We start from the raw sequence: 24,859 nt of genomic DNA, 5'->3' as shown, positions 1-24,859 counted from the left end.
TTTGCATTGTTCTTTCCTATCAGGTGCAAAAATGGCAGATGACGGAGGCGGAACGGCGCAACAAACCACGGCCGTTGGACGGCCGTTTTCGTGGTTCTATGCGATTGACCGTTCCCTAAAGAACAATGACCAAAAAGACATCCCCTTGGATGATCGAGACTGAGCCGAGGCCCGTGACGTTTATATTGTAAAACGTCACGGGCGTGCCGGGATATGCCGTTTGTCACGGATTTGCGAGCGTCTAGATCTCGCTTGGCATCGGCGCTATTTCCAAATCGCGAGCGCGGCGGTGCCCAGGACGATGAAGACGAGACCGATGGCGCTGCGCCGTGAGAGTTTTTCGTTGAATGCCAGGTGCGCAAATAGTACCGATACGACAATCGATAGTTTGTCGATCTGCACCACGACGCTCACCTGGCCTGTGGCGATGGCGTAGTAGCACAGCAGCCACGATGCGCCAGTCGCAATGCCCGATGCCGCGAGAAATACGAGTTCGTAGCGGTCTACGTGCACGGCTTGGCCCATCTTGCCTTTAGCTGCCACGATTGCCCATGCCATAACCAGTACCACGCAGGTACGGATTGCCGTGGCCAGGTTGGACTCGACGCCTTCGATGCCAACCTTGGCAAGGATGGACGTGAGCGCCGCGAACACGGCGGCGCCGAGGGCGTAAGCGAGCCAGGTCCGGTCTTGCTGCCGCTCGGGTCCGGCAGACTGCTTCTTCTCGATCATTAAAAACGTGCCGAGGGTGATGACAGCGGTTCCCACGAGCTTAAGTCCGATGATACCGTCCCGCCATGAAGCTTTGATATCGCTGTGGTGAGACAGGGGCCATAGTTCGAGAGGGCATTTGGTTAAGGCTCGAATCGAAGGTGAATGGTTTTCCGCGAAGTGAACGAGTAAATCTGGACCCCTGGAACATGCACACTTTTTTCGAACAAAACTGCAGGATTCTTAGACAAAAACCGCAGGAATTGAGTCCTTAAAAATGTCGATGCTACAGGGCACTGTTTTTACTCGTTCACTTCTCGGAAAAGTATTCACCTTCGATATGCTGACGGTGTCTTTTTGGTTGCCAAGAACTAGACGGCCTGCTGTGAAGGGCGGTGGTGACGCTATGCCGCCTCGTTTCATTGAAAAAATATGCGGGGTACCACCTAAGCTTTTTTAGCCGTCGATTACAGATCGCGTACTCGATAAACCTTGGTGCTGACAGCGCAGCTGATTACACATAGTGCGAGCGCCAGTACTGCAGTTCCTGCGCACAGACAGCCAAGAACGGCGGGATCGGGATTCGCCCCGGCAATCGACATAAGCCAGTTGCTGATGGGGTTGGAGGAACTCAACGTGGCCATGGCAAGGCATCCGAGCAGGGCAAACAGGCCAACGGATAGGCGCAGCGCCTCCATGTGTCCAAATCGAAAGAACAGCGGCTGCGCCAAAAACACCATCATGAGGGAGATGAGCATCGATGCTGCCGAGGCGATTGCGATTTCAAAGACCGTCTGTCCGGTCGAAGGAATGCCCGCGCTGTTGAAGAGCGGGATGGCGACGATACTCAAAAGCGTGGCGGCGCACGTCATGACGGCCGAGAAGACAACGATGCTCAGGTAGCGTGCGCAGATGATGTCTTTGCGCGTGAGGGGCAGCGTTGCCCTATAGCGCTCCCATCCGTTTTGATTGTCGAAGCCTGCCAGCGAGCTCATGACCATGATAGGCGACATGGCGCTGAGCGCGCAGGCGCCGGCACTCATGCCGGAGTCGCCACCTGACGTGTTGGCGAGGGTCAGCACAACGAATATGAACAGGCCGACGCCCGCTATGCTTGGGACAAGCGTGCGAACGATGGCGAGCTCGGACATAAAGGCGCGTTTCATTTCGAAGCCCCTTTCAGCGTGAGGCGTAGATAATCGTCAATGGTTGCCCGATCGCAGGGAATCTCGGGGAAGGCCTCGAGCGTTTCGCGACGGTTGGGCACGAGCACGTCCACGCTATAAGCGTGGTGGGCGGCACGGGCGCCTTCGACGCAAGCCATAAGCTCGGCGGCCTGCGCTTGGGTACAGTGGGCGATGCCGGCGCGGTCGGTAATGTCCTCGCGCGGCAGGTCAAACACAATCGAGCCGTTATCGATGCAAATGATGCGGTCGGCAGCGCGATCGAGGTCGGACGTAATGTGGCTCGAGAGCAGCACGCTGCGCTGGCCGTCGGCGACAAAGGCAAGCAGCTCATCGAGCAGCTCCTCGCGTGCCATGGGATCAAGGCCCGCGGTGGCTTCGTCCAAAACGAGCAGCTTGGCCTTGTGACTGAGCGCACAGGCAAGCTGCAGCTTCATGCCCATGCCGCGGGAGAGGTTCTTGACCTTCGCCTTGGGATCCAAGCCAAATCGGTCGATGAGGCTGGCGAAGGTGTCGTGGCTCCAGGTGGGGTACGCCGGGCTTACGAGTGCCTCAACTTCGGTCACCTTGAGTGTGGAAGGGAAGGGGCATGTGTCCAGCACGAGGCCGACACGAGTGCGCAGACAACGCTGCGCTTCACCGGGCGCGTCGGCGCCGCAGTGCTGCCCAAACAGGTGCACCTCGCCGGCATCGAGCTTTATAAGCCCGAGCGCGGCGCGAATGGTCGTTGTCTTGCCGGCGCCGTTTGCGCCCACAAAGCCAACAATCTGGCCGGGCTCCACGGCGAGCGTGACATCGCGTAGTGAAAAGCGGTCGCTTACAGCGCGTGAGATGCCTTTGAGTTCAAGCAAGTTTTGCATGGTATAGCCTTTCTTGCAGATGGCTACTGCATGTTTTCGGGGGCTACCAGGTCGAGCATTTCGTGCAGTTTGTCGCGCGTGACGCCCAAGGCTTCGGCTTGGCTCGCCGCTTTCGCAAGCAGGTCTTCGATATGGCATAGCTGGTTTTCGCGCAAGAGCTCCTGGTTGCCCTCGGCGACAAAACAGCCCTTGCCCTGCACGGTGCAGATAAACCCGAGTTGCTCTAGGTCGGCGTAGGCGCGCTTGGTGGTGATGACGCTCACACCTAGGTCGCTCGCGAGTGCACGGATGCTGGGGAGTTTGGCTCCCGCAGCGAGCGTGCCCGATAAGATCTGAGCTTTGACTTGCGAGGTTATCTGCTCGTAGATGGGCTTGTCGCTCGAATTGGATAGGATGATGTCCACAGCGGCTCCTTAGCTGTTGGGCTACACGTGTATATAACCGGTAAGCACAGTATATATACACTATGCACAGTTATGCAAGAGGTAAATAGGGATTGTCCGCTCGTTCATTCATCTCAATCTGTAACATCTGGAACCGATTTGGACGGCTCCTGTTACAGATTGAGATTTTGCTGGTGGGCCCCACCTGGTTGTCTCAATCTGTAACAACTGGAGAAGTTTTTGGCTGCTAGATGTTACAGATCGAGATCTTTCTGGGACGCCCACCTGTTTGTCTAAATCTGTAACAGGTAGAGGTTCAAAAACCGTCTAGATGTTACAGATCGAGACAAACTGCTGCGGAGTGCCGTCATCGACTGCTACACAGGCCCCAACTGATGAATTTGTCCTGATAGGCGCCCTAGAGCGGAATTTCGCGGCTACAATAGTGCGGTTACAACGACGTAATGCACTCAATGCAAGAAAGGATCCGCATGGCAAGCCTGTCGGATGAAATCTCGTCGCGCCGCACATTCGCGATCATCAGCCACCCGGATGCCGGTAAGACCACGCTTACCGAGAAGCTGCTGCTCTATACCGGCAGCATCCAGACCGCCGGTTCGGTCAAGGGCAAGAGCTCGGCCAAGCATGCCGTCTCGGACTGGATGGACATCGAGAAGGAGCGCGGCATTTCCGTCACCTCCTCGGTGCTGCAGTTCACTTATAACGGCGCCTGCGTCAACATCCTCGATACCCCCGGTCACCAGGACTTTTCGGAGGATACCTACCGTACCCTTATGGCCGCTGACGCCGCAGTCATGGTCATCGACGGCGCCAAGGGCGTCGAGGCCCAGACCAAGAAGCTCTTTAAGGTCTGTACGCTGCGCCACATTCCCATCTTCACCTTTGTGAACAAGCTCGACCACGAGGCTCGCGATCCGTTTGAGCTCATGGAAGAGATCGAGAATGTCCTGGGCATCAATACGTATCCCATGAACTGGCCGATCGGCAGCGGCCGCAATTTCCGCGGCGTGTTCGATCGTCAGACCCGTCGCGTCATTGCCTTTGAGGGCGACGGTCACGCCAACGCCACCAAGAAGGTCGCCGAGGTCGAGGCCGAGCTGGGCGATTCTTCCATGGATGAGCTCATCGGCGAGGAGAACCATAAGAACCTGATGGACGACATCGAGTTGCTCGATGGTGCCGGCGACGAGCTCGACTTGGATGCCGTGGCCTGCGGCAAGCTGAGCCCGGCGTTCTTTGGCTCGGCGCTTACCAACTTTGGCGTGGAACCCTTCCTTAAGGAGTTCCTGCGTCTGGCCCCGACGCCGCGTGCCTATACCGATACGCTTACCAGTGAACCGGTCGACCCCTGCCGCGACGACTTTAGCGGCTTTGTGTTTAAGATCCAGGCCAACATGGACAAGAACCACCGCGACCGCATCGCCTTTGTGCGCATTTGCTCGGGTAAGTTCGAGCGCGGCATGGATGCCTTCCACGTGCAGGGCAACCGCAAGCTTAAGCTTGCCACGGGCACGTCGATGATGGCCGACGACCGCGCCATCGTGGACGAGGCGTACGCGGGCGATATCGTGGGCCTGTTCGATCCGGGTATCTTTAGCGTCGGCGACACCGTGTGCTCCGGCAAGCGCCATGTGCAGTATCCGCAGATTCCGACGTTCGCCCCCGAGATGTTCGCTCGCATTACGCAGGTCGACACGCTCAAGCGCAAGCAGTTCGTCAAGGGCATGGAGGAGCTTGCCCAGGAGGGCGCCATCCAGATCTTCCGCGAGCTTGGTGCCGGCATGGAGAGCGTCATCGTGGGCGTGGTCGGCGTGCTACAGTTTGAGGTACTCGAGCGCCGCCTCAAGGCCGAGTACCGTGTTGAGGTTCGTCGCCAGCCGCTGCCCTATACGGACATTCGCTGGATCCAGAACGACCCCGACACCATCGATATCCCGGGCCTTTCGCTCACGCGCGACACGCTGCGCGTCGAGGACATGCGCGGTGGCAAGCTGTTGCTGTTCACGAGCCCGTGGAACGTGGATTGGGCAACCGACCACAACCCCGACCTTATCCTGTCGGAGTTTGGCAACGTAGCCTTTTAACGCATCGGCGCGGTGGCCCTGCGGGGCTGTCGCGCTTCCTGCTTGCCTGATGCCGCGTGAGCGGCTATCATGCCCACCGTCGTCTCAAGACCGGGGCGTCCGAGCAGTTCGGGTCCGATATCCTGCTCGTTAAACCTAAAACCAAAGGAGTACATAATGATCAAGAAGGTCATGGAGGACTACAAGGTCCTGTTGCGGAGCATTCCCGCGGCAACGGTTTCGCTGTTTTTCGTGAGCGTTATCATGATGAACCTGCTGGCCAACAAAGAGCTCATCAGCCTGCCGTATCTGGCACTCGATTGCGGCTTTGTGGTGAGCTGGGTCTCGTTTTTGTGCCAGGACATGATCTGCAAGCGCTTTGGCGCCAAGGCATCCATCAAAATCTCTATCCTCGCGCTGGCGGTCAACCTTGCCGTGAGCCTGTGCTTTTGGGCGTGCTCGCTCACACCCGGTATGTGGGGCGCCTACTACGACACGGGCATGATCGAGGTCAACACCGCCCTTAACGCCACTATCGGCGGCACCTGGTACGTGGTGCTGGGCTCTTCGCTGGCAATGCTCGCTTCTGCCGTGGTTAACTCCACGCTCAACCAGTCGCTCGGCCGTATGCTCAAAAAGAATAACTTCGCGAGCTTCGCCTTCCGCTCCTATGTGTCCACGGGTGTTGGCCAGTTTATCGACAACCTGGTCTTTGCCATTGTGGTGAGCCACACGTTCTTTGGTTGGACCTGGGTGCAGGTCCTTATGTGCTCGCTGACCGGCGCTGTTGCCGAGCTGCTGTGCGAGGTCTTCCTGAGCCCCGTGGGCTACAAGGTCGTGCGCGGCTGGGAGCGTGAGAATGTGGGCGCCGAGTACCTTGAGCGTCACGCAACCGCCTAAGGAGCAAGTATGCGGGTTTTGATTACGGGCGCTTCGGGCGGTATCGGAGCAGCGTGCGTGCGGCGCTTTTTGGATGAGGGCCACGAGGTAGTGGGCTTTGATCTGCTGCCGGCGGCGATCGAACACGAACGCTACCGCCATCTGGTCGTTGATGTACGCGAGCCTGACTCGTTTCCAGGCGACCTTGAACCCCAAGTGATCGTGAACGTTGCGGGTACGCAGGATTCGGTCGACGATATCGCCGCCAACCTGCGTGGCACCATCAACGTGACCGAGCGCTACGCTTTTGTGGGGGAGGGGCTTGTCGCCAAGCCGGCGCCCGCTATCAAATCCGTGGTCAATGTGGGGTCGGCGAGTGGGCATACGGGATCGGAGTTTCCCGCCTATGCTGCCAGCAAGGGCGGCGTTATCGCCTACACCAAGAACCTTGCAAACCGCCTGGCACCGCAGGCCATCGCCAACAGTGTGGACCCGGGTGGCGTTATCACGCCGCTCAACCGTTGCGTGATGGAAGACGAACACCTGTGGAACCAGATTATGGAGCTTACACCGCTTAAACGCTGGGCAACCGCCCAAGAGATCGCCGAGTGGATCTACTTTGTGGGCGTGACCAACCGGTTTATGACCGGGCAGAGCCTGCTCATTGATGGTGGCGAGGCCGGCCGCACACAATTTATTTGGCCCGAATAGGAAACGCGCCCGATGGAAAGCCGTCGGGCGTATTTTTGATGTATCGATTTTTAGCCGAGACAAGTCCAGTTGACGGGGGTCGAGCCGTGCTGTTCGAGTAGCCGATTGGCTGCCGAGAAGGGTCGCGACCCCATAAAAGCGGGGAGTTCTGCCGTGGCACGGTTGGCCGAAAGCGGCGAGGGGTGCGTGGAGGCAAGGCAGAACTTGCCGGTTGTTTTGCCCGCGTCGATTGCGGCGAGCTTGCCCTCAACCATCTGCTGGGCAAAGCGGCCCCATGCCAAAAAGACTACCGGTTGGGGTAGCTGGCAGCAGCGTTCGATAACGTAGTCGGTGAGCGTACTCCAGCCCAGCTTGGCGTGTGAGTTCGCGGCATGCTCGCGCACGGTAAGCGTAGTGTTGAGGAGCAGGACGCCCTGTTGTGCCCATGGCGTCAGATCTCCCGTGGCGGGAATGGGACAACTCAGATCGGCTTTGAGTTCCTTATAGATGTTGCGCAGGCTTGGCGGCAACTTGATTTGCGTCGCGGGGACCGAGAACGATAACCCCATGGCCTGGTTGGGTCCGTGATAAGGATCTTGGCCCAAGATGACAACTTTGACCTGGTCGGCCGGCGTGTAGGCGAGGGCATTGAGGATGTCGTCTTGTGCCGGGTAGATGGTCTGCTCGGCACGCAAAAGGGCGATGCGCTCGAGCAGCTGGTTCGTAGTGTCACGTACCGGCTGCGGCGCATCGCCCAACCAAGTTGCTATGTTGCGGTCGCGAGTTGCGGTGTCCATGGAGCTCCTTTATGGCAGATGCTATGTTGGCATCTATTGTAAAGGCGCACCGGTTGCCTTTATGCCGCGGCTGTATGAAGAGCGGGGTCTACGAGACGTGCTCGGGCACTCCTGCCATATGAGCGCGTCCATGTGCGCGGAGGTGCGGAAGCTCGACGGTTGCCGCCATGACGCCGGTGAGGATGAGAGCTGCACCCAGGAAGGCGATGGGGCTCAGGACCTCGCCGACTAGGAAGAACGAAAAGACGGCGGAGCAGACTGGCTCGAGCGAGAAGGCAAAGCCGGTGGTCTCGGCGGGCACGTGGGGCTGCACGAGCGTCTGGGTGATAAAGCCGTAGGCAGAGCAGATGAGTGCGAGTGCGACGACGACCACGACCTCGCCCGGCGTGCCGGGGAGTGTGAAACCGCCAAAGGTGAATGCGGCGATGCCCGAGAATAAGCCGCCGAAGCCCAGCTGCCAAACGCCCAGAGCAAGCGGATCGACTTCTTCGACAAAGCGCTTGGCCACGATAATGTGGCCGGCATAGACAAAGGCGGAGAGCAGCATGATGAGCGCGCCCGGGTTCAGGCTGGTGAAGTCGGCGCCCGAGAGCAGCAACATACCGCAGGTGACGATGGCGGTGCCGACGAGCACTTTGCGCTCGGGGGCGCGGTGCAGAAGGGCGGCGTTGGCAAACGGCACGATCACGACCGTCAGGCTCTGCAAAAAGCCGGCAGTGGAGGCAGAGGTGAGGCTGGAGCCCAGGCACATGCAGGTGAGCTCGGTTGCCATGATGGCGCCGATGATGGCGGCACGGACCATAAGGTCGCGGTTAATGCGCAACGCGCGCTTGTGGAAGAGCAGCAGGCAGGCCACAAAAGCGATGATGCAGCGTAGCGCGACGATACTCGTGGCGTTCATGCTGTCCATGCCGATCTTCATGAGGGGATACGAAAAGCCCCATGCGACGGGAACGGAAAATGAGAGCGCGATTGCTTTTTTGCGATCCATGGGACTCCTTTTGTTGCAGAACGGTTTCGTAACAAGGATTCTGCTCCCAGATTTGGATGTAGTAAAGCGAATGTATCTTCAGTATGATTAAGAAATGCTAATGTCATTAGGAAAAGCACTGGCAAAACGTTTTACGGCTGCATTGTTGTGGAGGCACGATGGCGTCGCGGTATCAGATTGTTTGTATGGTGGTCGATTGCGGCAGCCTGAAACGCGCGGCGGACGAGCTGGGCTATACGCAAAGTGCGGTGAGCCAGGCCGTCAAGGCACTCGAGCGCGAGCTGGGTACCACGCTTATCGAGCGCGGTAAGCAGGGCGTTTCGCTTACGCGCGACGGTAAACAATATCTGCCGTATCTGCGCCAGATTGTGACTGCCGAGGCTGAGCTCGAGGGCAAGCGCCAGGAGCTGCTGGGGCTTTCGTCGTCCGATATTCGCATCGCGACGTTTACCAACGTGAGTCGAACCGTGTTACCGCGCGTGATCCGCGACTTTGGGGCGCTGCACCCGGGCGTACGCTTTACCCTCAAGCAGGGCGACTACACGCGCAACGCCCAATGGGTGCACGACGGCGTAGTGGATTTTTGCTTTACGGCACGTGGGTTTACCGCAGGGCTCGAGAAGCGCGTGGTCTATCACGACGAGTTGGTGGCACTGTTGCCTGTCGCGCATCCGCTGGCGGCAAAGGAAAAAGTGACGCTCGCCGACCTGGCTTCCGAGCCGTTTGTGCTGCTGGATGAGGGCGAACAGAGCCTGGTGCTCGATGCATTCGCGGCGCATGGCCTGTCGCCGCACGTGACGAGCGAGGTCACCGACGACTACACTATTATGGCGATGGTGGAGGAGGGCCTGGGCGTGAGCATGCTGTATCGCCGTACCGTTGAGGGCATGCAGGCCGATATTCGCGTACGTCCCATCGTGCACGCCCCCTTGCGCGACGTAGTGGCGGCCTGGCGCAGCTGGGACACCATGCCTATCGCCACGAGGCGCTTTATCGACTATATGAGCTCGCATATTGTCAATTAATGACTGGCGTGGCGTTGAGTGCGGTGTTTAGCAGGCTGTCGCTTTGGCTTGGGTGGCGCGATAGGTGCGTGTCGGGTGGCAGAGTAGTACCGCCACGACCATAAAGAACGCCGTGGTGCCCAGGCTGATGGGGTAGACCATCATGATGTTCGCAAAGGTGCGGAAGTGCGGGAACACGCAGAATACCCAATAGAAGCGGATGCCGCAGACGCAGATCATGGTGATAAGGGCGGGTATGAGCGAGATACCAAAGCCGCGCAGGTAGCCGGACATGTTCTCGTAGAACATGCTAAAGGCATACGCAGGGAAGATCGAGCACACGCGGATATAGCCGATCGAGACGATGTTGGGATCGCTGTTGAACAACGACAAGATCTCGCGCCCCAGACCGACAATAACAATAATCGTGGTGAGCGCGACGATACCGCCTTCGACCAGGCAGACCTTAAGGGTCTTGGTGCAGCGGTCGATCTGGCGGGCACCGTGGTTTTGCCCCACAAAGGTGGTGCAAGCCTGGCTAAAGCTGTTGAGTAGGTTGTAGCACACGTACTCCAGGCTCATGGCGGCGCTCGAGGCCGCCATGACCTCGGTGCCCAGGCTGTTGATGGCGGACTGGATGATGATGTTGGCGACGGCAAAGACGGCGCTTTGGATGCCGGCGGGCAGGCCGATCTTGACGATGCGCTTGAGGGCGACGGGGTCGATAGCAAGGTCGCGCGGGGTGACGCGGACGACGGAGTCGGTCTTGAGCAGGCGGATAAAGAGTGTAGCGGCGCTGACGGTGTAGGCGATGACGGTGGCGATGGCGACACCCGCGACGCCCCAGTGGAGTACGGGGACAAAGATGAGGTCCAGGCCAATGTTGAGGACGGTGGACACGGCAAGCGCTTGCAGCGGCATGCGGGTGATGCCGACGGAGCGGAAGATCGCGGCCTCAAAGTTGTAGAGCAAGATTGAGGGCATGCTGAGCAAAAAGACGCGTAGATAGAGCGAAGCGAGCGGCATGGTCTCGGCGGGAACGTTGAGCGCGGCGAGCATGGGCTCGGCAAAGATCTCGCCCAGAGCGATGACGACAAAGCCCACGAGCGCCATTAAAATCGAGGTATGGACGGCGCGTTTGACCATATTCTGATCGTTGCGGCCGATAGCGTTGGCGATGACCACGTTGGAGCCAAGCGACATGCCAATAAACAGGTTGAGCATAAGGCTGGTAAGCGGAACATTGGAGCCGACTGCCGCCATGGCGAGGGTTCCCTGGTCGCCCGAGAAGTTACCGATAATGACCGTGGCGATGAGGTTTGACAGCTGCTCCAAGATGCTCGTGGCGGCCACGGGCAAGGCGAACAGGGGGATATTGCGCCACAGTGAGCCGGTGGTCATGTCGATGTGCTTAGATGCGGTATCAGCCATACGCTCTCAATCTCTAACGTGCTATTTCGTGCTTATTTGCGCAGACGATGATACTCCTAATCACCTAGTCATTGGGGGCGTTCTTAAACGACTAGTCATTCAAGAACGTCCCCAATGACTAGGTGGGGAAGGCGTGCGACAATGGTATACGTTGTGTTGTTCGCGCTAAGGAGTTGCCATGTTGTTGTGCCCCGTTTGCCATGAGCCGTTGGTGGACGACGAGCGCGGTGCTGCATGCGCGGGCGGACACCGGTTTGACCGTGCGCGCGAGGGTTATCTATATCTGCTACGTTCGTCCAAGAGCGGCGACTCCATGGGCGATCCCAAGTCGCAGGCACGCAGCCGTCGTGACTTTTTGAACCGTGGCTACTATGCGCCGCTGCGCGATGCAATGGTCGAGCTGGTGCGCAAACGGGTTTCTGGGCGTGCTGCGTCTACAGGCGGTCCCATGACGCTGCTCGATATTTGCTGCGGTGAGGGTTACTACACCAGCGCCATGGGCGCGGTGCCGGGCGTGGACGCTTATGGCTTTGACCTGGGCAAAGAAATGGTACGCCTGGCCGCCAAGCGCGGCGATGCGACCTATTTTGTGGCCAACATGAAAGACATCCCAGTGGCCGATGGTGCCTTCGATATGGTGACCGAGCTCTTTGCTCCCTTTAACGAGCGCGAGTTTGCCCGCGTGTTGGCGCCGGAGGGTTCGCTCTACACCGTGGTGCCGGGTGCCCGTCATCTCTTTGGGCTCAAGGAGGTGCTCTACGACACGCCGTACCTCAACGACGAAAAGCTTCCGAAGACGATGGAGCTTAAACTGGTCGGCACACAGCGGGTGTCCGCGAATATTACGCTCCAGACCCAGGCCGACATCGAGGCGGTGTTCCAGATGACGCCGTACTACTACCGCACACGCCCTACCGACAAAGAGCGCCTGGCAAACCTGGACACCCTTAAAACCGACATCGACTTCATCATTGCCGAGTACCGCCACAGCTAACCAACCTGCCAAAAAGGGACAGGTTTATTTTGGCAGGTTTTATCTGGGCAAATGTAAAGGGCCGACCGCGTTACTGCGCGATCGGCCCATGTTAGTTGCTTGGCTGCAGGGGTTATGAGAAGCGAGTGCCTACAGGCGGTCCTTGTTCTCGGCCTTAACGGCGTGCGCCTGCTGAACAAAGAACAGGTCGTAGACCACGATGACAAAGGCACCGATATTGACGGCGCTGCCGCCGAGTGCGGGAAGCGTGAGCACGGCCTGCGCAATCGTGGCGATTGCGGCAACGATGCCGAGCTTAAACGCGCTATCCACCTGCGAGGGCTTGTTGGCGCCCTTGATGCCCGCAACACCTGCGGAAAGATCGACAATGCCCTTGACGACAAGCACGACCGCGGCGAGCATGGCGTTCGACCCGTACGTGGAATCGAGGCTGCCCCTGGCGATACCGATGCCGGCGATGACGAGGCTGGCGATGCCCAAAACAAAGTAGACGAGGGCAAGGATTTTGAGAGTCTTGCGAGCGGAGCTCATGGCTGGTCCTTTCGATACGAGTACGCCGATCTGGCGTAGCCCATGTGTTGCACATATGGTGAAGCACATTGTAGTTCAACGCAGCGATGCGTGCGCCTGAAAGCGCTTTGAGCCCGCGCAGCCCAATCCGACCTTTCAAAAAGGAAAGCTAGACGTAAGCCAAATCGATGGCAGCTCATGTGCGGCGCTGCGATGATGAGACCGTAACAAGGAGCTGTTCTTAAGGAGGAGCCATGATGTACGGAGCAGGGCGAGTGCATGAGCCGCGGTCGTTGGGAAGGCGCATGGGCGATTCTGTGATCGCTGCCGTGTGCACGGGATTGATGGCGGTGCTTTGCATTGGGATGCTGTGGGCCATGTCGCATGTGGGACAATAGCGGACGGTTGGGTGCTGGCATAAACGGCGCTCACGTATTCATTTTGCTTGTTAAGGAGTACCCATGGGCGTCGTCGATCCCTTTTCTGTTGCTCGGGCCGCGGGGCTTGAGCTGACCGGGAAGTCCGCGGGCCTCACGCTCACCGACGGCACGATGGAGTTGCGTGCCGATTTTGTCCGCATGCTGCCACGGCTCAAACAGGGCCGTCTGCAGCAAGAGCTGTTGGTAAAGGCTGCGCGCGCAAAAGGCGTCGAGTGCCCATGGGCGATTGATGCCACGGCAGGCTTTGGCGAGGATTCGCTGCTGCTGGCGGCTGCGGGCTTTACCGTCGATCTGTATGAGCAGGATTGCGTGATCGCGGCGCTCCTCAAGGATGCCTTGGATCGCGCGGCAGATGATCCAGCGCTTGCGACTGCCGTGGCCCGCATGCGCTTACATGCGGGCGAGGACAGCATTGCCGGCCTTCACCATATAACTGAGTTGATCGGGCAGGGCGAGCTCACCGCTCCCGACGTGGTGTATTTGGACCCCATGTTTCCCGAGCGCACAAAGAGCGCGGCGGTTAAAAAGAAGTTTCAACTCTTGCATCATCTGGAACAGCCGTGTGCCGATGAGGAGACGCTGGTCGAAGCTGCGCTTGCGGTGCGCCCGCGCAAGGTCGTTATCAAGCGGCCGGTGAAGGGGCCGCTGCTTGCCGGCGTTAAGCCGAGCTATCAACTTGCGGGCAAGGCCGTTCGTTACGATGTTTTGGTGCCGCCGCGCCCGTAGCTTGCGGGCGATGGTTGGCGCTCCGTCAGTGCCGTGCCGATGCGGGGCCTATTTCCAAGGGTGCGACGTCAGGTGCCAGCCGCCGCAGTATTCGCATTTGTAGCAGGCCAAACCACGCCGCCCGCGGCTTTCGCAGTCGGCCATAACGGCCTCGGCCTCGGCGCGTGTGCCGTAACGGTTTTTGCGCTCGCACGACTTGTAGCGCCAGGCTTCATCGCGCTCGGCGTTCAGGGTGTCGCGGCGCTCGTCCTCGCGCGCAAACAGGTCGCTCATAGCGCCACCGGTGGCAGCGCCCAAAAACTCGCTTTTGGCCTTTGACCAGGCGGCTCGCTTTTTGCTTCCCATCTGCTTCTCGCCCCTCTTCAAACGCTGGTATCATTGCTCAATCAAAGTGATACCAATAAACGTGAGGTCGCCGCGTGATGATCAGAAAAACCCTCGATACCGACATTCCCGCCGTCATGGCTATCTATGACGCGGCCCGTGCCTTTATGCGCGCGCATGGCAACGCCACGCAGTGGCCCGAGGGCACGCCTTCTGCCGAGCAGCTGGCTGCCGATATCGCTGCCGGTGGTAGCTATGTGTTCGAAGTCGACGGCCGCGTGGTGGCGACGTTTGCCTTTTTACCGGGCCCGGACGAGTGCTATGACGTAATTGAGGACGGGCAATGGCGTAGCGACACTCCGTACGCCGTGCTGCACCGTGTGGCGTCCGACGGCACCGTGCACGGTATCGCGGCTGCGATGTTCGCCTTTGCCAAAGAGCGTGCCGACCATCTGCGTATCGATACGCATCGGGACAACCTGCCCATGCAGGGCGCGAGTATTAAAGCGGGGTTTGAGCGTGCCGGCGTCGTGTATGTGTCGGACGGCACGCCGCGTGTTGCGTTTGACTGGCTGCGCGAGGCATAAGAGCGGGGGCGCGTATCTACGCTCCATGTAAGCGAAAATGGCCCCGGGTGGGGCCATTTTTGATCGCTGCGCTGTTTTGCAAGGTGGTAGATGTCGCTCGCTGTCGGCTCTAAGGCACCTACGCTCGGGGCAGCTCGCTTCCGCAGTGGCAACACTTGGTCGCGCCTTCGTGCACCTCTTCCAGGCAATACGGACAGACGGGCGCCGGTGCGGCTTCCTCGGCGGTGGCACCGGCGAGCCTGTCGCCGATTTCCTGCGCCTTGTTGAATGCCTTGACGATGGCAAAGACGATTGCCGCCACAATCAAAAAATTGATGCACGAGCCGATAAAGGCGCCAAAGTCGATATTAGTGCCCGGCACCACCAGCCCCGAGATCTCGGTAGCGCTACCGCCGGCAATCACGGAGATAAGCGGGTTGATGATGTTATCGGTAAGTGAGGTCACGATGGCGGTGAATGCGCCGCCGATAATCACGCCGACGGCCATGTCCATCACGTTGCCGCGATTGATGAATTCCTTGAACTCGTTGAGCAATGTCTTCATGGTGACTCCTCGCTGTTGTGGGGTTCGCGTTGTTGCCGCCCCGGATGAGCTCGGGCAGGCAAAAAGGGGAGGTGCCGGCTTTCGCAAGGCGCGAACCTACGAAAATCGCCGCACGGCAACGCGGGGCGATGAGCTCGGTCGGGGGATAGGGCCCGCTTCGCCCGCCGGCCCGTAAATTGTATCATCCAGTGTGGAACGAGAGCGCCCGTTTCCGCGTGCGACGGGCTTGCAATAAGAGGAGAGCCATGTCGAAGCAAGCGGTCGTTGGAATCTTGGCGCATGTCGATGCTGGCAAGACCACGCTGGCCGAGGCCATGCTGTTCAATGCGGGTCGCATTCGTAAACGCGGCCGTGTGGACGATGGCGATTCGCATCTGGACACTAACGCGATCGAGCGCGAGCGCGGCATTACGATTTTCTCGTCGCAGGCCGTGCTCGACCACGGTGATACCCGCGTCATGCTCGTGGATGCACCGGGGCATGTCGATTTTTCTGCCGAGGCGGAGCGCACGCTGCGCGCACTCGACTACGCGATTTTAGTTGTGGGCGCCAACGACGGCGTGCAGGGGCACACCGAAACCCTGTGGCGCCTGCTTGCACGCTATGACATTCCGACGTTCATCTATATCAACAAAATCGATTTGGAGAATCCCGGCCGCGATGTTTTGCTGGCACAACTTGGGCGGCGTCTTTCCGAAGGCTGCCTGGATGCCAACGAACTGCTGGAGAGCGGCGCCGTTCAGGAGGACGCTGCTGCGTTGGACGAGGCGGCGCTCGAGGAGTTTCTTGAGGCAGGCGAGCTTTCCGTCGCAACGCTGTCGCGCATGGTTGCCGAGCGCAAGCTCTTTCCCTGCTTTGCCGGCTCGGCGCTCAAGGACCAGGGCGTGAGCGAGCTGCTGGATGGCATATGCGTGCTGATGCGCGAACAGATATGGCTTCCGGAGTTTGCCGCGCGCGTCTATCGTGTCAGCCGCGGGGATCGCGGCGAGCGCTTGGCATGGGTTAAAGTGACCGGCGGCACGCTGTGTGCAAAACAGATGATCAGCGGACGTTCCGGTGCCGAGGTATGGGAGCAGAAGGTCGATCAGGTGCGCATCTATAACGGCGAAAAGTATGAGCTTGCCCAAGAAGTTGCTGCTGGCGGTATTTGTGCCGTGACGGGTCTTGCGCACGTTCGCCCAGGGGACGCCTTGGGTGCGGAGCCCATGTGTGATGCGCCCGTCATCGCTCCGGTCCTCACCTATACGGTGCTTCCGGGCGAACACGATGTCCATGCGGTGTTTAAAGCGCTGACTGAGTTGGCGGACGAAGACCCCATGCTCGGCGTAAGCTGGAATACTCATCTGGAGCAGATTCACCTGCAGCTGATGGGCGCCGTGCAACTCGAGGTCGTGCAGCGGGTGTTGGCCGATCGCTTTGGCCTTTCGATTTCGTTTGAGCCCGGCGGCATTCTCTATAAGGAGACTATTTCGCAGCCGGTCGAGGGCGTGGGCCACTTTGAGCCACTGCGCCACTATGCCGAGGTGCATCTGAGCCTGGAGCCGTTGCCAGCGGGTTCGGGCGTGCAGTTTGGCACCGTGACTTCGACCGACGAGCTCGATCTTAACTGGCAACGCCTGGCGCTTACAAACGCCATGGAGCGAGATCACCTGGGCGTGCTGACCGGCTCGCCCATCACCGATGTGCGCATTACGCTCACGGGCGGCCGCGCGCATGCCAAACACACCGAGGGCGGCGACTTTCGCCAGGCCACGTACCGCGCGATTCGCCAGGGGCTCATGCAGGCGCGTGAGGCCGGCGCGGCGGTGCTGTTGGAGCCGTGGTATCGCTTTGAGCTCGAGGTGCCGGGGGAGTGTGTGGGCAGGGCGTTGTCAGACGCCACGCGTATGGGAGCCGACTACGAGCCGCCGACGATGGCGGGCGAACGGGCAAAGCTTGTGGGTCGCGTGCCGGCATCTGAGGTGCAGGATTATGCGCTGGAGGTGGCCGCTTACACGAGCGGTCGCGGGCATCTGTACCTGGAGTTTGCCGGTTATGCGGCATGCCATGATGCCGAGCGCGTCATCGAGACGGCCGCCTATGAGCCCGAGGCCGATCTACCCAACACGCCCGACTCGGTCTTTTGCTCTCACGGCGCCGGCTACACGGTCAAATGGTACGACGTGCCCGCCGCGGCGCACGTAAAGGTCGATCCCGCCACCTTCCGCCCCTGGCGAGCGGCGGACGTCGAGTTTTTCGGCCATAGGTGATGGAGGGTCAGTCTCTTTGTCGCATCCTGTTGGTATAACTCGGTATAAGTTGGTATAACTGTTACCAGGGTTTGCCAATCCGAGGAGGCCGACATGAATCCAAATCCCTTTAAGCCCACGGCTGGTAAGCGGCCTCCGATACTCATCGGCCGCGAGTCGGTCATCGAAGATTTCGAGGAAGGGCTCGATAACGGCGCCGGAGCTCCGGGCAGGCTCATGCTCATTACGGGAAACCGCGGCTATGGCAAAACGGTTCTCTTGCGGGAGCTGCAGCGTTTAGCTAGCGAGCGCGGATGGGCGGTTGTCTCTGATTCCGCCTCGCTTGGCCTATGCGACCGCCTGGCCGATGCGCTTCGCTCGAATATGTCGGTTGCGACGTCAATGGAGTTCGGGCCGTCACTTGGCCGGATGTCGGTCGAGGCGGCGCGGGCAAAAGGCGAGACGTTGCGCGGGTTAGTCAACGAACGCCTCGAGAAACTCGGGCCGGGAAAGGGCTTACTGTTTGCGATTGACGAGGCCCAATCGGCATCTATCGAGGAGCTGGCGGCGCTGGCCGTTCTCTATCAGCAGGTGCTCGGAGACCAGGATGCTACGGGCTTGCCCGATAGAGACCAGCACGGTCTTGCGCTGGTTTTTGCCGGCTTGCCCAGCATGGTTGATGACTTGCTCGAAGAGCCGATCGTAACGTTTTTGCGCCGCGCCCAGCAGCGTACGCTGGGTGCGATTTCTTTGCCCAAAGTGCGCGATTCATATATCCAGACGGTCAAAGGCACTGGTCTTTTCGTTGATGCGGAGACGGCGGACCTTGCGGCGCACAAGAGCATGGGGCATCCCTATATGGTTCAGCTGGTGGGATATTACATGTGGAGGTCTGCTGTCCGGCGTGACTCGCGGGTCATTGAAGTGTGCGATGTCGAGGCTGGCTACGCGGATGCCATCTCCGAGTTCTATGAAGCAGTGGACGCTCCCTTGTATTACGGGTTGCGCAGTCCGCAGCGCCTCTTTACCGAGGTCATGGCGGCTGATGGGGGCAAGCCGACGCGCATGGCGGCCATCATTGAGCGCTGCGACCCACCCAAAGCTGAGCGAGCAAATATCGCGCAAGCCTGATTCGCGAGCGCGTCATCGAGGCTGCCGGATACGGTCTCGTCCGGTTTACCGTGCCCATGCTGGGCGAGTGCATCCGCGACCGCGTTTTATGGCATGAGTAGGGTGATAAAGGTGACGGAGCAGAAGATGAGCCCGCAGGCTATAGAGGTACGTGGCGCGCGTGTGCACAACCTCAAGGACATCGATATCGATATTCCGCTGGGAAAGCTCGTGGGTATTGCTGGCGTATCGGGTTCGGGCAAGAGTTCGCTGGCACTGGGCGTTCTTTACGCCGAGGGCTCGCGTCGCTACCTGGAGGCGCTTAGCACCTATACCCGCCGCCGTCTGACACAGGCCGAACATGCCCAGGTGGACGAGGTGCTGCACGTACCGGCGGCGCTCGCATTGCATCAGCGCCCCAGCGTGCCGGGTGTGCGCTCGACCTTTGGTACCATGACCGAGCTCAACAATAGCCTGCGTCTGCTCTTTAGCCGTTGCGCCCATCACGTGTGTCCGCACTGCGGGGCGCGCGTGGAGCCGAGCCTTAACGTGGCCGCGGGCCTGTCGCTCACGTGCCCCGAGTGCGGCCGTGAGTTCTACGCGCCGGGTGCCGAGGACCTTGCCTTTAACACCGGCGGCGCGTGTCCCACCTGCGGCGGCACCGGTGTCATGCGCGAGGTGGACGAGGCGAGCCTGGTGCCCGACGAGTCCAAGACCATCAACGAAGGCGCGGTGCTTCCTTGGGGCACGCTCATGTGGGATCTGATGAAGCAGGTGGCAGGCGAGATGGGTGTGCGTACCGACGTGCCGTTTAACCAGCTCACGCCTCAAGAGCGCGACATTGTGTTTCACGGTCCGGCGGTTAAGAAGCACATTCTCTACGTTCCCAAAAACGGCGAGGGCGCTACGCCGCTCGACTTCACCTATTACAATGCCGTCTATACCGTCGAGAACGCGCTCGCCAAGGTTAAGGACGATAAGGGCTTAAAACGTGTGGCGCGCTTTTTGCGCGAGGGGCCATGTCGTGACTGTGGCGGCACGCGCCTCTCCGAGGCTGCGCGCCAGCCCCAGGTGCGCGGTATCAATCTGGCGCAGGCCGCGGCCATGACGCTTGGTGATGCGGTTGAGTGGGTGCACGGGGTGCCCGCATCCTTGCCGCCCGAGATGCGGCCCATGGCGATGGATATCTGCGATTCGTTTTTGAGCGCGGCCCGTCGCCTGGTCGATCTGGGTCTCGACTACCTTTCGCTCGATCGCGCCGGTGCCACGCTCTCCACGGGCGAGCGTCAGCGCGTGCAGCTCGCCCGCGTGGTGCGCAACCGATCGACGGGCGTGCTCTATGTGTTGGACGAGCCTTCGATTGGCTTGCATCCTGCCAATGTTGATGGCTTGGTGGGCGTGATGCGCGATCTGGTGGATGACGGCAACACCGTGGTTGTTGTCGACCACGATACGCGCGTACTGGCGGAAGCCGACTATCTGGTCGAGATGGGCCCCGTTGCCGGAGCTGGCGGCGGCAATGTGATTGCCGCTGGCACGGTGGACGAGGTCGAACAATCACAGGGCAGCCGCATCGCCCCGTTTTTGCGCGCAGACCCCAAGCGTATGCGCCCGCAGGTGACTGACGACGAAATGTTCGATCAGGGCCACATCCGCATGGCAACCGATGCCATCCATACCGTCAAGCCGCTCGAAGTCGATATACCGCGCGGTCGCCTTGTCGCGGTGACGGGCGTTTCGGGTTCGGGTAAGACGACGTTGGTGCTCGAGACACTCATCCCGGCGCTTAAGGCCCAGGCAGCTGGCGAGCGCGTGCCAAGCCATGTGCGCTGGGTCGACGCTGAGGGTATCGCACGCGCAAACCTGATTGACGCTACACCTATCGGCGCCAACGTGCGCTCGACGGTAGCGACCTATGCCGACATCCATGATGAGCTGCGTCGCGCTTTCGCCCGTACGCCCGAGGCCAAGGCAGCCGGCTACAAGGCGGGTGCCTTTAGCTACAACACTGGCGCCTTGCGCTGCCCTACATGCGATGGCACGGGCTCGATATCGCTCGACGTGCAATTTTTGCCCGACGTCGAGATCGTCTGCCCAGCATGTCGAGGCTCGCGTTATGCAGACACGGCTTCGCATATCCATCGCGAGGGCAAGGACGGGAGCAAGCTTACGTTGCCGCAGCTCATGGAGATGAGCGTGGACGAGGCTCTCGACGCCACGGTGGGGCTCAAGAAGGTTCAGGCGCGCTTGCTGACCTTGCACGACCTGGGCTTGGGCTATCTTACACTCGGTGAGCCCACGCCGGCGCTTTCGGGCGGCGAGGCGCAGCGTTTAAAGCTTGCGAGCGAGATGGGCCGCGTGCAGGACGATGCCGTATTTGTATTCGACGAGCCCACGATCGGCCTGCATCCGCTCGATGTTCAGGTGCTGCTGAACGTGTTTGACGGCCTCGTCGCCAAGGGCGCCACGGTTATCGTGATCGAGCACGATCTCGACCTTATCCGCAATGCCGATTATGTGATCGACATGGGGCCGGGCGGTGGCGATGCGGGCGGGCAAGTCGTCTGCGCCGGCACTCCGGCGGAAATCGCTGCTTGCTCCAAGAGCATTACCGGCCGCTACCTATAGACAATGTGACAAAGGGACAGTCCCTTTGCCTCATTGATGCCTATTTCACGCATTGAGCGGCGAGATAGTCGCGGAAGAATGGCAATTCAAAAGCGACGACTCCGCGCCCGCGTTCTCCAATGATGCCGGCATCTATCATGCGGCGTCGGTAGCGGGAGACCTGCTGCGGCGAACGCTTAAGGCGCTCGACAAGGTCAGCGGTGGTGGATTCTTCCTCGTCATCGAGCATGGCGATGAGGAATCGCTTGTCCTCTGCCGTGAGTTCCCGATAGGTTGCCGCGAGGATTCGGTCGTCCATCTCGTCGCGCTCGATTTTGATTCCCAGGTCAAAGTCGCGTGACGAGATTTCCTTCGAATCGCTTGTGAGATCCCAGGCACGGTAGCCTACGAGTTGCAATAGGAAGGGAAAACCAGAGATCGAGCGAACGGCTCTATCGATTCCCTCAGCATCCTTTCACACCGCCGTTTAACTTCATTTTACTTTAGTTAATTCTGATTAAAAGTAAGGGCTCTTTATCAAGAGCGTCAATTAGGCGTGTGTGCCATCGGCGTAGCGCTTGAATGTGACAAAGGGACGGTCCCTTTGTCACATTCCCGGAAAGCCTGTCTGGCGCAGGGCTTCGTAGAGGACGATGGCGGCGCTGTTGGAGAGGTTGAGTGCGCTGATGCGGTAGTCGTCCGGATTGACGAAGTTGCCGCAGATATCCTGCCGAAGGATGGCCTCATGGCCGTCCTCGGTATGTCCGAGCGATTCCTCGTGGGCTTCCCAGGCCTCGGCGTTGTCGAGTGAGTCACAATCGCGCAGCATGGGGATGCGCTCGCAGCGCTCGGGCGCTGCGGCGAGCAGCCCTTCGGGAATCCCCGAGCTTTCGCTGCCAAAGACCAAATAGTCGCCGTCACGGTAAGTGCTTTGCGCATAGGTTCGGCGTGCCTTTTTGGTCAGCAGATGCAAGCGGTCGTCGGCGGGGGAAAGGTCATTGCGCGCAAGGAAATCCTCCCAGCTGGCATAGGTCGTCACGTCCAAGTTTTGCCAGTAGCCCAGGCCGGCGCGACGCACCGTTTTATCGTCGAGCGAAAAGCCCAGTGGCTCCACCAGATGCAGGCGGGCGCCGGTGACCACGCAGGTACGGCCGATATTACCCGTATTGGCCGGAATCTCGGGCGCATACAGCACGATATTGAACATGAATCTCCTTGGCATAGAACGAAAAACCACCACGAAGGGTACCTTCGTGGTGGTTTGATGGTTACGTGGGCGGAAAACGCCCACTTGGATAACCTAAGCGCGGTGCCAGTCGGTCAGGCAGGCATCAAGGGCGGCGATGAGCGCATCCTTGTCCATGTGACGGCCGATGATGCACAGGCTCGTCATGCGGTCGCCCGTCTCGTCGTCCCAAATCTGCATGATCTCGGGGTTCTCGTCGATGATCTTCTGCTTTTCGCCCTCGGGCGCCGAGTCGACAAACAGGCCGTTCTCCATCAGGCGCATCTGGCGGCCGGCCTGCTCGAACATGTAGCACATGTCCGGATCGCCGGTCTGCCACAGCGGACCCTTGACGCGAATGACCTCGTCGGGCCACTCCTGCTCAACAAAATCGGTGAACTTCTGCAGGTCAAACGGCTTACGGCGCGAGTACACAAAGGTCTCGATGTCGTACTCGAGCACCTCGGGGTCGTCGTGCTCCTCGGGATGCTCCATGGCCTCGATCCAGGCGGCGGAGTTGTAGGCGCGCATAAAGTCGAAGCGATCGGTATCGAGCAGCTCCTCCATGGGGACCTCGCCGTTTTGAGCCTCGACAATCACGGCGTCCTTCTGCAGACTGCGCACGATGGCCTTGAGCTCGGCGATCTGCTCAGGGCTCACGGTATCGGTCTTGTTGAGGATCAGCGTGGAGCAAAACTCGATCTGCTGGATGAGCAGGCTCTCGATGTCGTCCTCGTCGATATCCTCGGCCAGCAGGTCGCGACCGCCGTTGAACTCGTCGTACATGCGGGCGCAGTCGACCACGGCAACGATGTTGTCGAGCGCGAGCTTGGGTTCGCCGCCTACTTTGGCCTCGTCGCAGAAGCTCGAGATGGTGTAGGCGATGGGGATAGGCTCGCAAATACCGGAGGCCTCGATGATGATGTAGTCGAAATTGCCCGAATCGGCAATGCCCTGCAGCTGGTTGGCCAGGTCGTCCGAAAGCGTGCAGCAGATGCAGCCGTTGGTGAGCGGGATGAGGTCGTCGGTCTCGGAAAGGCCACCGTCGGCGATAAGGCTGGCGTCGACGTTGATCTCGCCGATATCGTTGACGATCACGGCGGCGCGGATGCCGCCGTCGTTGGCGAGGATATGGTTGAGCAGCGTGGTCTTGCCGGCACCGAGGTATCCGGTAAGCATGATGATCTTCACGGGCTTGTTGGGCATGTGCCCTCCTTTGTTAGATATGGCTTACAGCTGAATCTTATGCCAAACGCCTGCTCTTATACCCACGCGCCGGCAAATAACACAGGCTACTCCCAGGCTCCCCATACATCGGGGCAATAACCGACGGTGGCCTTTTTGCCGTTGCGCACGATGGGCTCGGCCAGTACCTGCTGATTCTCGAGCAGCTTATCAAAGCGCTGGCTGGGAGTGAGGTGCTGGATAAGTGCGAGTGTCTCCTCGTCCTTGGCTTTGGGGTTGAGCAGCTTGTCGATGCCGCCGACCGCCTGCATCACGCTCGTGAGCTCGCCTTTGCTCATCTCCTTTTCCTTAAGGTCAATAAACTGCACCTTAATGCGGCGCTCCTTAAAATAGCGCTGGGCCTTCTTGGTATCGAAGGACTTTTTGGTGCCGAAGATTTGCACGTTCATAGCATGTTCCGCCGTTCTAACGAACGGCGGTCACCTCGACGCTGCAAAGCCATCTGATGGGCAATCTGCCTTTCAATCGTCGGGCGCGGGCAACAGCCCAGCGCCCTCCTCTTTCAAGGCACCTTGCCTCATCAGCTGGCTTTTCGCTGACATTGATAGAACATCGAGGTGACCACCGCTGGACTTATCGAATGAAGTTGGTGCGCTCGCGATCGGCTTCGGGCGCGCTGATGCCGGCGGCCTGTCCTGCTTCGATACATTGCAGGAGCCAGGCCATGTTCTTGCCGATGTTGCGCATGGTGGCAAGGCCCTCGGCATCCCCATCGGCGTCGCCGGGCACGCGACCAAAGACGTTGTTCCAGTACGTGGAGGCGACCACGGGCATCTGGTTAATGGTGAAGTACTTGTTGAGCACATCGAAGGTGGTCGACGTGCCACCGCGACGGGCGACAGCGACCGCGGCGCCGGGTTTGTGCGCAAAGGCGTGCCCGCCCGCATAGAAGGCGCGATCGAGGGCCGAAAGGATGCGTCCGCTGGGGTGCGCATAGTAGACGGGTGAGCCAAAGACAAAGCCGTCTGCCTGCTCAGCGGCAGCGATGAGCTCGTTCACCACGTCGTCGTCAAAGGTGCAGCGACCGCCAAGCTTGCCGCACTGGCCGCAACCGATACAATCGCGAATGGGCTTGGCGCCCAGCTGAAACACCTCGGTATCAATGCCTTCGGCATTGAGCTGCTCGGCGACTTCGGCGAGTGCGCGGGCGGTGTTGCCGTTTGCCTTGGGACTGCCATTGACCAAAAGAACCTTCATCACAAACTCCCTCTGCTGTCGGTGACTTCTGCTGAGAATTATCTCACGTTGCGTGCGATGACGTTGGCATGGTGCGGGCGATGTTTATCCCGCAACGTTCTTAAGGGC

General features: G+C 59.7%; 25 protein-coding genes. 10 read left to right on the top strand and 15 right to left on the bottom strand.

Annotation, left to right across the window (positions count from 1 at the left end):
- Window positions 1-264: 264 nt before the first annotated feature.
- From ACTQW0_RS03590 to ACTQW0_RS03575, 4 genes are all read right to left on the bottom strand, one after another.
- Window positions 265-768 carry an EamA family transporter gene (locus tag ACTQW0_RS03590; RefSeq protein WP_441566979.1) on the bottom strand — a complete coding sequence of 168 codons (504 nt, stop codon included), beginning with the start codon at window positions 766-768 and terminating at the stop codon, window positions 265-267.
- A 410-nt stretch (window positions 769-1,178) separates the two neighbouring features.
- Entirely contained in the window at window positions 1,179-1,877 is a 699-nt protein-coding gene (locus ACTQW0_RS03585) for an ABC-2 transporter permease (RefSeq protein WP_441538533.1), read from the bottom strand.
- Window positions 1,874-2,755, bottom strand: coding sequence for an ABC transporter ATP-binding protein (locus tag ACTQW0_RS03580; protein WP_441547914.1), 882 nt, complete (start codon window positions 2,753-2,755; stop codon window positions 1,874-1,876). The genes ACTQW0_RS03585 and ACTQW0_RS03580 overlap by 4 nt, the downstream gene beginning before the upstream one ends.
- A 23-nt stretch (window positions 2,756-2,778) precedes the next feature.
- Entirely contained in the window at window positions 2,779-3,159 is a 381-nt protein-coding gene (locus ACTQW0_RS03575) for a GntR family transcriptional regulator (protein WP_441566977.1), read from the bottom strand.
- Window positions 3,160-3,629: 470 nt separating this feature from the next.
- Here ACTQW0_RS03575 and ACTQW0_RS03570 point away from each other — a divergent pair, with 470 nt between their 5' ends.
- The 3 genes from ACTQW0_RS03570 to ACTQW0_RS03560 all read left to right on the top strand — a co-directional run bounded on the left by ACTQW0_RS03570 (window position 3,630) and on the right by ACTQW0_RS03560 (window position 6,812).
- Window positions 3,630-5,243, top strand: coding sequence for a peptide chain release factor 3 (locus ACTQW0_RS03570; RefSeq protein WP_441565403.1), 1,614 nt, complete (start codon window positions 3,630-3,632; stop codon window positions 5,241-5,243).
- 156 nt (window positions 5,244-5,399) lie between these two features.
- Window positions 5,400-6,122, top strand: coding sequence for a VUT family protein (locus ACTQW0_RS03565; protein WP_427794268.1), 723 nt, complete (start codon window positions 5,400-5,402; stop codon window positions 6,120-6,122).
- 9 nt (window positions 6,123-6,131) lie between these two features.
- Window positions 6,132-6,812, top strand: coding sequence for an SDR family NAD(P)-dependent oxidoreductase (locus tag ACTQW0_RS03560; protein WP_441547113.1), 681 nt, complete (start codon window positions 6,132-6,134; stop codon window positions 6,810-6,812).
- Window positions 6,813-6,862: 50 nt separating this feature from the next.
- Here the strand turns inward: ACTQW0_RS03560 and ACTQW0_RS03555 are convergent, their stop codons facing one another.
- Both ACTQW0_RS03555 and ACTQW0_RS03550 read right to left on the bottom strand, forming a co-directional pair.
- A complete protein-coding gene (locus tag ACTQW0_RS03555; RefSeq protein WP_441566975.1) occupies window positions 6,863-7,588 on the bottom strand; it encodes a uracil-DNA glycosylase in 726 nt (241 codons plus the stop codon).
- An 88-nt stretch (window positions 7,589-7,676) separates the two neighbouring features.
- Complete coding sequence (locus ACTQW0_RS03550) at window positions 7,677-8,579, bottom strand: DMT family transporter (protein WP_441566973.1); 903 nt, start codon at window positions 8,577-8,579, stop codon at window positions 7,677-7,679.
- A 158-nt stretch (window positions 8,580-8,737) separates the two neighbouring features.
- Between ACTQW0_RS03550 and ACTQW0_RS03545 the strand changes: the two genes are divergently transcribed.
- Entirely contained in the window at window positions 8,738-9,604 is an 867-nt protein-coding gene (locus ACTQW0_RS03545) for a LysR family transcriptional regulator (protein ID WP_441566971.1), read from the top strand.
- 27 nt (window positions 9,605-9,631) lie between these two features.
- Here ACTQW0_RS03545 and ACTQW0_RS03540 read toward each other — a convergent pair whose 3' ends face one another.
- Window positions 9,632-11,014 (bottom strand): MATE family efflux transporter, encoded by a 1,383-nt coding sequence (locus ACTQW0_RS03540; RefSeq protein ID WP_427794264.1) that lies wholly within the window; start codon window positions 11,012-11,014, stop codon window positions 9,632-9,634.
- A gap of 178 nt (window positions 11,015-11,192) precedes the next feature.
- Here ACTQW0_RS03540 and ACTQW0_RS03535 point away from each other — a divergent pair, with 178 nt between their 5' ends.
- A complete protein-coding gene (locus ACTQW0_RS03535; RefSeq protein ID WP_154516992.1) occupies window positions 11,193-12,008 on the top strand; it encodes a putative RNA methyltransferase in 816 nt (271 codons plus the stop codon).
- Window positions 12,009-12,137: 129 nt separating this feature from the next.
- Here the strand turns inward: ACTQW0_RS03535 and ACTQW0_RS03530 are convergent, their stop codons facing one another.
- Window positions 12,138-12,539, bottom strand: a complete 402-nt coding sequence (locus tag ACTQW0_RS03530; protein WP_154516995.1) for a hypothetical protein — start codon at window positions 12,537-12,539, stop codon at window positions 12,138-12,140.
- Window positions 12,540-12,979: 440 nt separating this feature from the next.
- Here ACTQW0_RS03530 and ACTQW0_RS03525 point away from each other — a divergent pair, with 440 nt between their 5' ends.
- Complete coding sequence (locus ACTQW0_RS03525; RefSeq protein WP_441541040.1) at window positions 12,980-13,684, top strand: class I SAM-dependent methyltransferase; 705 nt, start codon at window positions 12,980-12,982, stop codon at window positions 13,682-13,684.
- Between the two features lie 48 nt (window positions 13,685-13,732).
- Here the strand turns inward: ACTQW0_RS03525 and ACTQW0_RS03520 are convergent, their stop codons facing one another.
- Window positions 13,733-14,029, bottom strand: coding sequence for a hypothetical protein (locus ACTQW0_RS03520; protein WP_427794960.1), 297 nt, complete (start codon window positions 14,027-14,029; stop codon window positions 13,733-13,735).
- 77 nt (window positions 14,030-14,106) lie between these two features.
- Between ACTQW0_RS03520 and ACTQW0_RS03515 the strand changes: the two genes are divergently transcribed.
- Window positions 14,107-14,595, top strand: coding sequence for an N-acetyltransferase (locus ACTQW0_RS03515; protein ID WP_154517003.1), 489 nt, complete (start codon window positions 14,107-14,109; stop codon window positions 14,593-14,595).
- Between the two features lie 118 nt (window positions 14,596-14,713).
- Here ACTQW0_RS03515 and mscL read toward each other — a convergent pair whose 3' ends face one another.
- A complete protein-coding gene (mscL, locus tag ACTQW0_RS03510; protein WP_154517006.1) occupies window positions 14,714-15,139 on the bottom strand; it encodes a large conductance mechanosensitive channel protein MscL in 426 nt (141 codons plus the stop codon).
- Window positions 15,140-15,384: 245 nt separating this feature from the next.
- Between mscL and ACTQW0_RS03505 the strand changes: the two genes are divergently transcribed.
- The 3 genes from ACTQW0_RS03505 to ACTQW0_RS03495 all read left to right on the top strand — a co-directional run bounded on the left by ACTQW0_RS03505 (window position 15,385) and on the right by ACTQW0_RS03495 (window position 21,105).
- Window positions 15,385-17,388: a GTP-binding protein gene (locus tag ACTQW0_RS03505; protein WP_441566969.1), complete on the top strand. Its 2,004-nt coding sequence runs from the start codon at window positions 15,385-15,387 to the stop codon at window positions 17,386-17,388.
- A gap of 93 nt (window positions 17,389-17,481) precedes the next feature.
- A complete protein-coding gene (locus tag ACTQW0_RS03500; protein ID WP_441016544.1) occupies window positions 17,482-18,498 on the top strand; it encodes an AAA family ATPase in 1,017 nt (338 codons plus the stop codon).
- 93 nt (window positions 18,499-18,591) lie between these two features.
- Window positions 18,592-21,105 (top strand): excinuclease ABC subunit UvrA, encoded by a 2,514-nt coding sequence (locus ACTQW0_RS03495; protein ID WP_441566967.1) that lies wholly within the window; start codon window positions 18,592-18,594, stop codon window positions 21,103-21,105.
- 40 nt (window positions 21,106-21,145) lie between these two features.
- On the opposite strand, the gene ACTQW0_RS03490 is transcribed toward ACTQW0_RS03495, so the two are convergent.
- The 5 genes from ACTQW0_RS03490 to ACTQW0_RS03470 all read right to left on the bottom strand — a co-directional run bounded on the left by ACTQW0_RS03490 (window position 21,146) and on the right by ACTQW0_RS03470 (window position 24,751).
- Entirely contained in the window at window positions 21,146-21,502 is a 357-nt protein-coding gene (locus ACTQW0_RS03490) for a winged helix-turn-helix transcriptional regulator (protein ID WP_441566965.1), read from the bottom strand.
- 189 nt (window positions 21,503-21,691) lie between these two features.
- Window positions 21,692-22,291, bottom strand: coding sequence for a tRNA (cytidine(34)-2'-O)-methyltransferase (locus ACTQW0_RS03485; protein WP_441068575.1), 600 nt, complete (start codon window positions 22,289-22,291; stop codon window positions 21,692-21,694).
- A 93-nt stretch (window positions 22,292-22,384) separates the two neighbouring features.
- Window positions 22,385-23,515, bottom strand: coding sequence for a GTP-binding protein (locus tag ACTQW0_RS03480; protein ID WP_427747510.1), 1,131 nt, complete (start codon window positions 23,513-23,515; stop codon window positions 22,385-22,387).
- 86 nt (window positions 23,516-23,601) lie between these two features.
- Entirely contained in the window at window positions 23,602-23,943 is a 342-nt protein-coding gene (locus ACTQW0_RS03475) for an arsenate reductase family protein (protein ID WP_055252194.1), read from the bottom strand.
- A 184-nt stretch (window positions 23,944-24,127) separates the two neighbouring features.
- On the bottom strand, window positions 24,128-24,751 hold the full coding sequence (locus ACTQW0_RS03470; protein WP_427728306.1) for a flavodoxin family protein: 624 nt from the start codon (window positions 24,749-24,751) through the stop codon (window positions 24,128-24,130).
- Window positions 24,752-24,859: the final 108 nt, after the last annotated feature.

It is taken from the genome of Collinsella sp. LCP19S3_B7, assembly GCF_052121795.1.
In the GTDB taxonomy this organism is placed as follows: domain Bacteria; phylum Actinomycetota; class Coriobacteriia; order Coriobacteriales; family Coriobacteriaceae; genus Collinsella.
This window is presented reverse-complemented; position numbering and strand designations above follow the sequence as displayed.

Excerpts from the sequence above, each read along its gene's own strand:
- ACTQW0_RS03505 (WP_441566969.1), top strand. The coding sequence starts at position 15,385 with ATGTCGAAGCAAGCGGTCGTTGGAATCTTGGCGCATGTCGATGCTGGC.
- mscL (WP_154517006.1), bottom strand. The coding sequence starts at position 15,139 with ATGAAGACATTGCTCAACGAGTTCAAGGAATTCATCAATCGCGGCAAC.
- ACTQW0_RS03525 (WP_441541040.1), top strand. The coding sequence starts at position 12,980 with ATGGGCGTCGTCGATCCCTTTTCTGTTGCTCGGGCCGCGGGGCTTGAG.
- ACTQW0_RS03500 (WP_441016544.1), top strand. The coding sequence starts at position 17,482 with ATGAATCCAAATCCCTTTAAGCCCACGGCTGGTAAGCGGCCTCCGATA.
- ACTQW0_RS03560 (WP_441547113.1), top strand. The coding sequence starts at position 6,132 with ATGCGGGTTTTGATTACGGGCGCTTCGGGCGGTATCGGAGCAGCGTGC.
- ACTQW0_RS03470 (WP_427728306.1), bottom strand. The coding sequence starts at position 24,751 with ATGAAGGTTCTTTTGGTCAATGGCAGTCCCAAGGCAAACGGCAACACC.
- ACTQW0_RS03580 (WP_441547914.1), bottom strand. The coding sequence starts at position 2,755 with ATGCAAAACTTGCTTGAACTCAAAGGCATCTCACGCGCTGTAAGCGAC.
- ACTQW0_RS03545 (WP_441566971.1), top strand. The coding sequence starts at position 8,738 with ATGGCGTCGCGGTATCAGATTGTTTGTATGGTGGTCGATTGCGGCAGC.
- ACTQW0_RS03565 (WP_427794268.1), top strand. The coding sequence starts at position 5,400 with ATGATCAAGAAGGTCATGGAGGACTACAAGGTCCTGTTGCGGAGCATT.
- ACTQW0_RS03480 (WP_427747510.1), bottom strand. The coding sequence starts at position 23,515 with ATGCCCAACAAGCCCGTGAAGATCATCATGCTTACCGGATACCTCGGT.
- ACTQW0_RS03570 (WP_441565403.1), top strand. The coding sequence starts at position 3,630 with ATGGCAAGCCTGTCGGATGAAATCTCGTCGCGCCGCACATTCGCGATC.
- ACTQW0_RS03475 (WP_055252194.1), bottom strand. The coding sequence starts at position 23,943 with ATGAACGTGCAAATCTTCGGCACCAAAAAGTCCTTCGATACCAAGAAG.
- ACTQW0_RS03530 (WP_154516995.1), bottom strand. The coding sequence starts at position 12,539 with ATGAGCTCCGCTCGCAAGACTCTCAAAATCCTTGCCCTCGTCTACTTT.
- ACTQW0_RS03555 (WP_441566975.1), bottom strand. The coding sequence starts at position 7,588 with ATGGACACCGCAACTCGCGACCGCAACATAGCAACTTGGTTGGGCGAT.
- ACTQW0_RS03495 (WP_441566967.1), top strand. The coding sequence starts at position 18,592 with ATGAGTAGGGTGATAAAGGTGACGGAGCAGAAGATGAGCCCGCAGGCT.
- ACTQW0_RS03535 (WP_154516992.1), top strand. The coding sequence starts at position 11,193 with ATGTTGTTGTGCCCCGTTTGCCATGAGCCGTTGGTGGACGACGAGCGC.
- ACTQW0_RS03520 (WP_427794960.1), bottom strand. The coding sequence starts at position 14,029 with ATGGGAAGCAAAAAGCGAGCCGCCTGGTCAAAGGCCAAAAGCGAGTTT.
- ACTQW0_RS03485 (WP_441068575.1), bottom strand. The coding sequence starts at position 22,291 with ATGTTCAATATCGTGCTGTATGCGCCCGAGATTCCGGCCAATACGGGT.
- ACTQW0_RS03550 (WP_441566973.1), bottom strand. The coding sequence starts at position 8,579 with ATGGATCGCAAAAAAGCAATCGCGCTCTCATTTTCCGTTCCCGTCGCA.
- ACTQW0_RS03540 (WP_427794264.1), bottom strand. The coding sequence starts at position 11,014 with ATGGCTGATACCGCATCTAAGCACATCGACATGACCACCGGCTCACTG.
- ACTQW0_RS03585 (WP_441538533.1), bottom strand. The coding sequence starts at position 1,877 with ATGAAACGCGCCTTTATGTCCGAGCTCGCCATCGTTCGCACGCTTGTC.
- ACTQW0_RS03515 (WP_154517003.1), top strand. The coding sequence starts at position 14,107 with ATGATCAGAAAAACCCTCGATACCGACATTCCCGCCGTCATGGCTATC.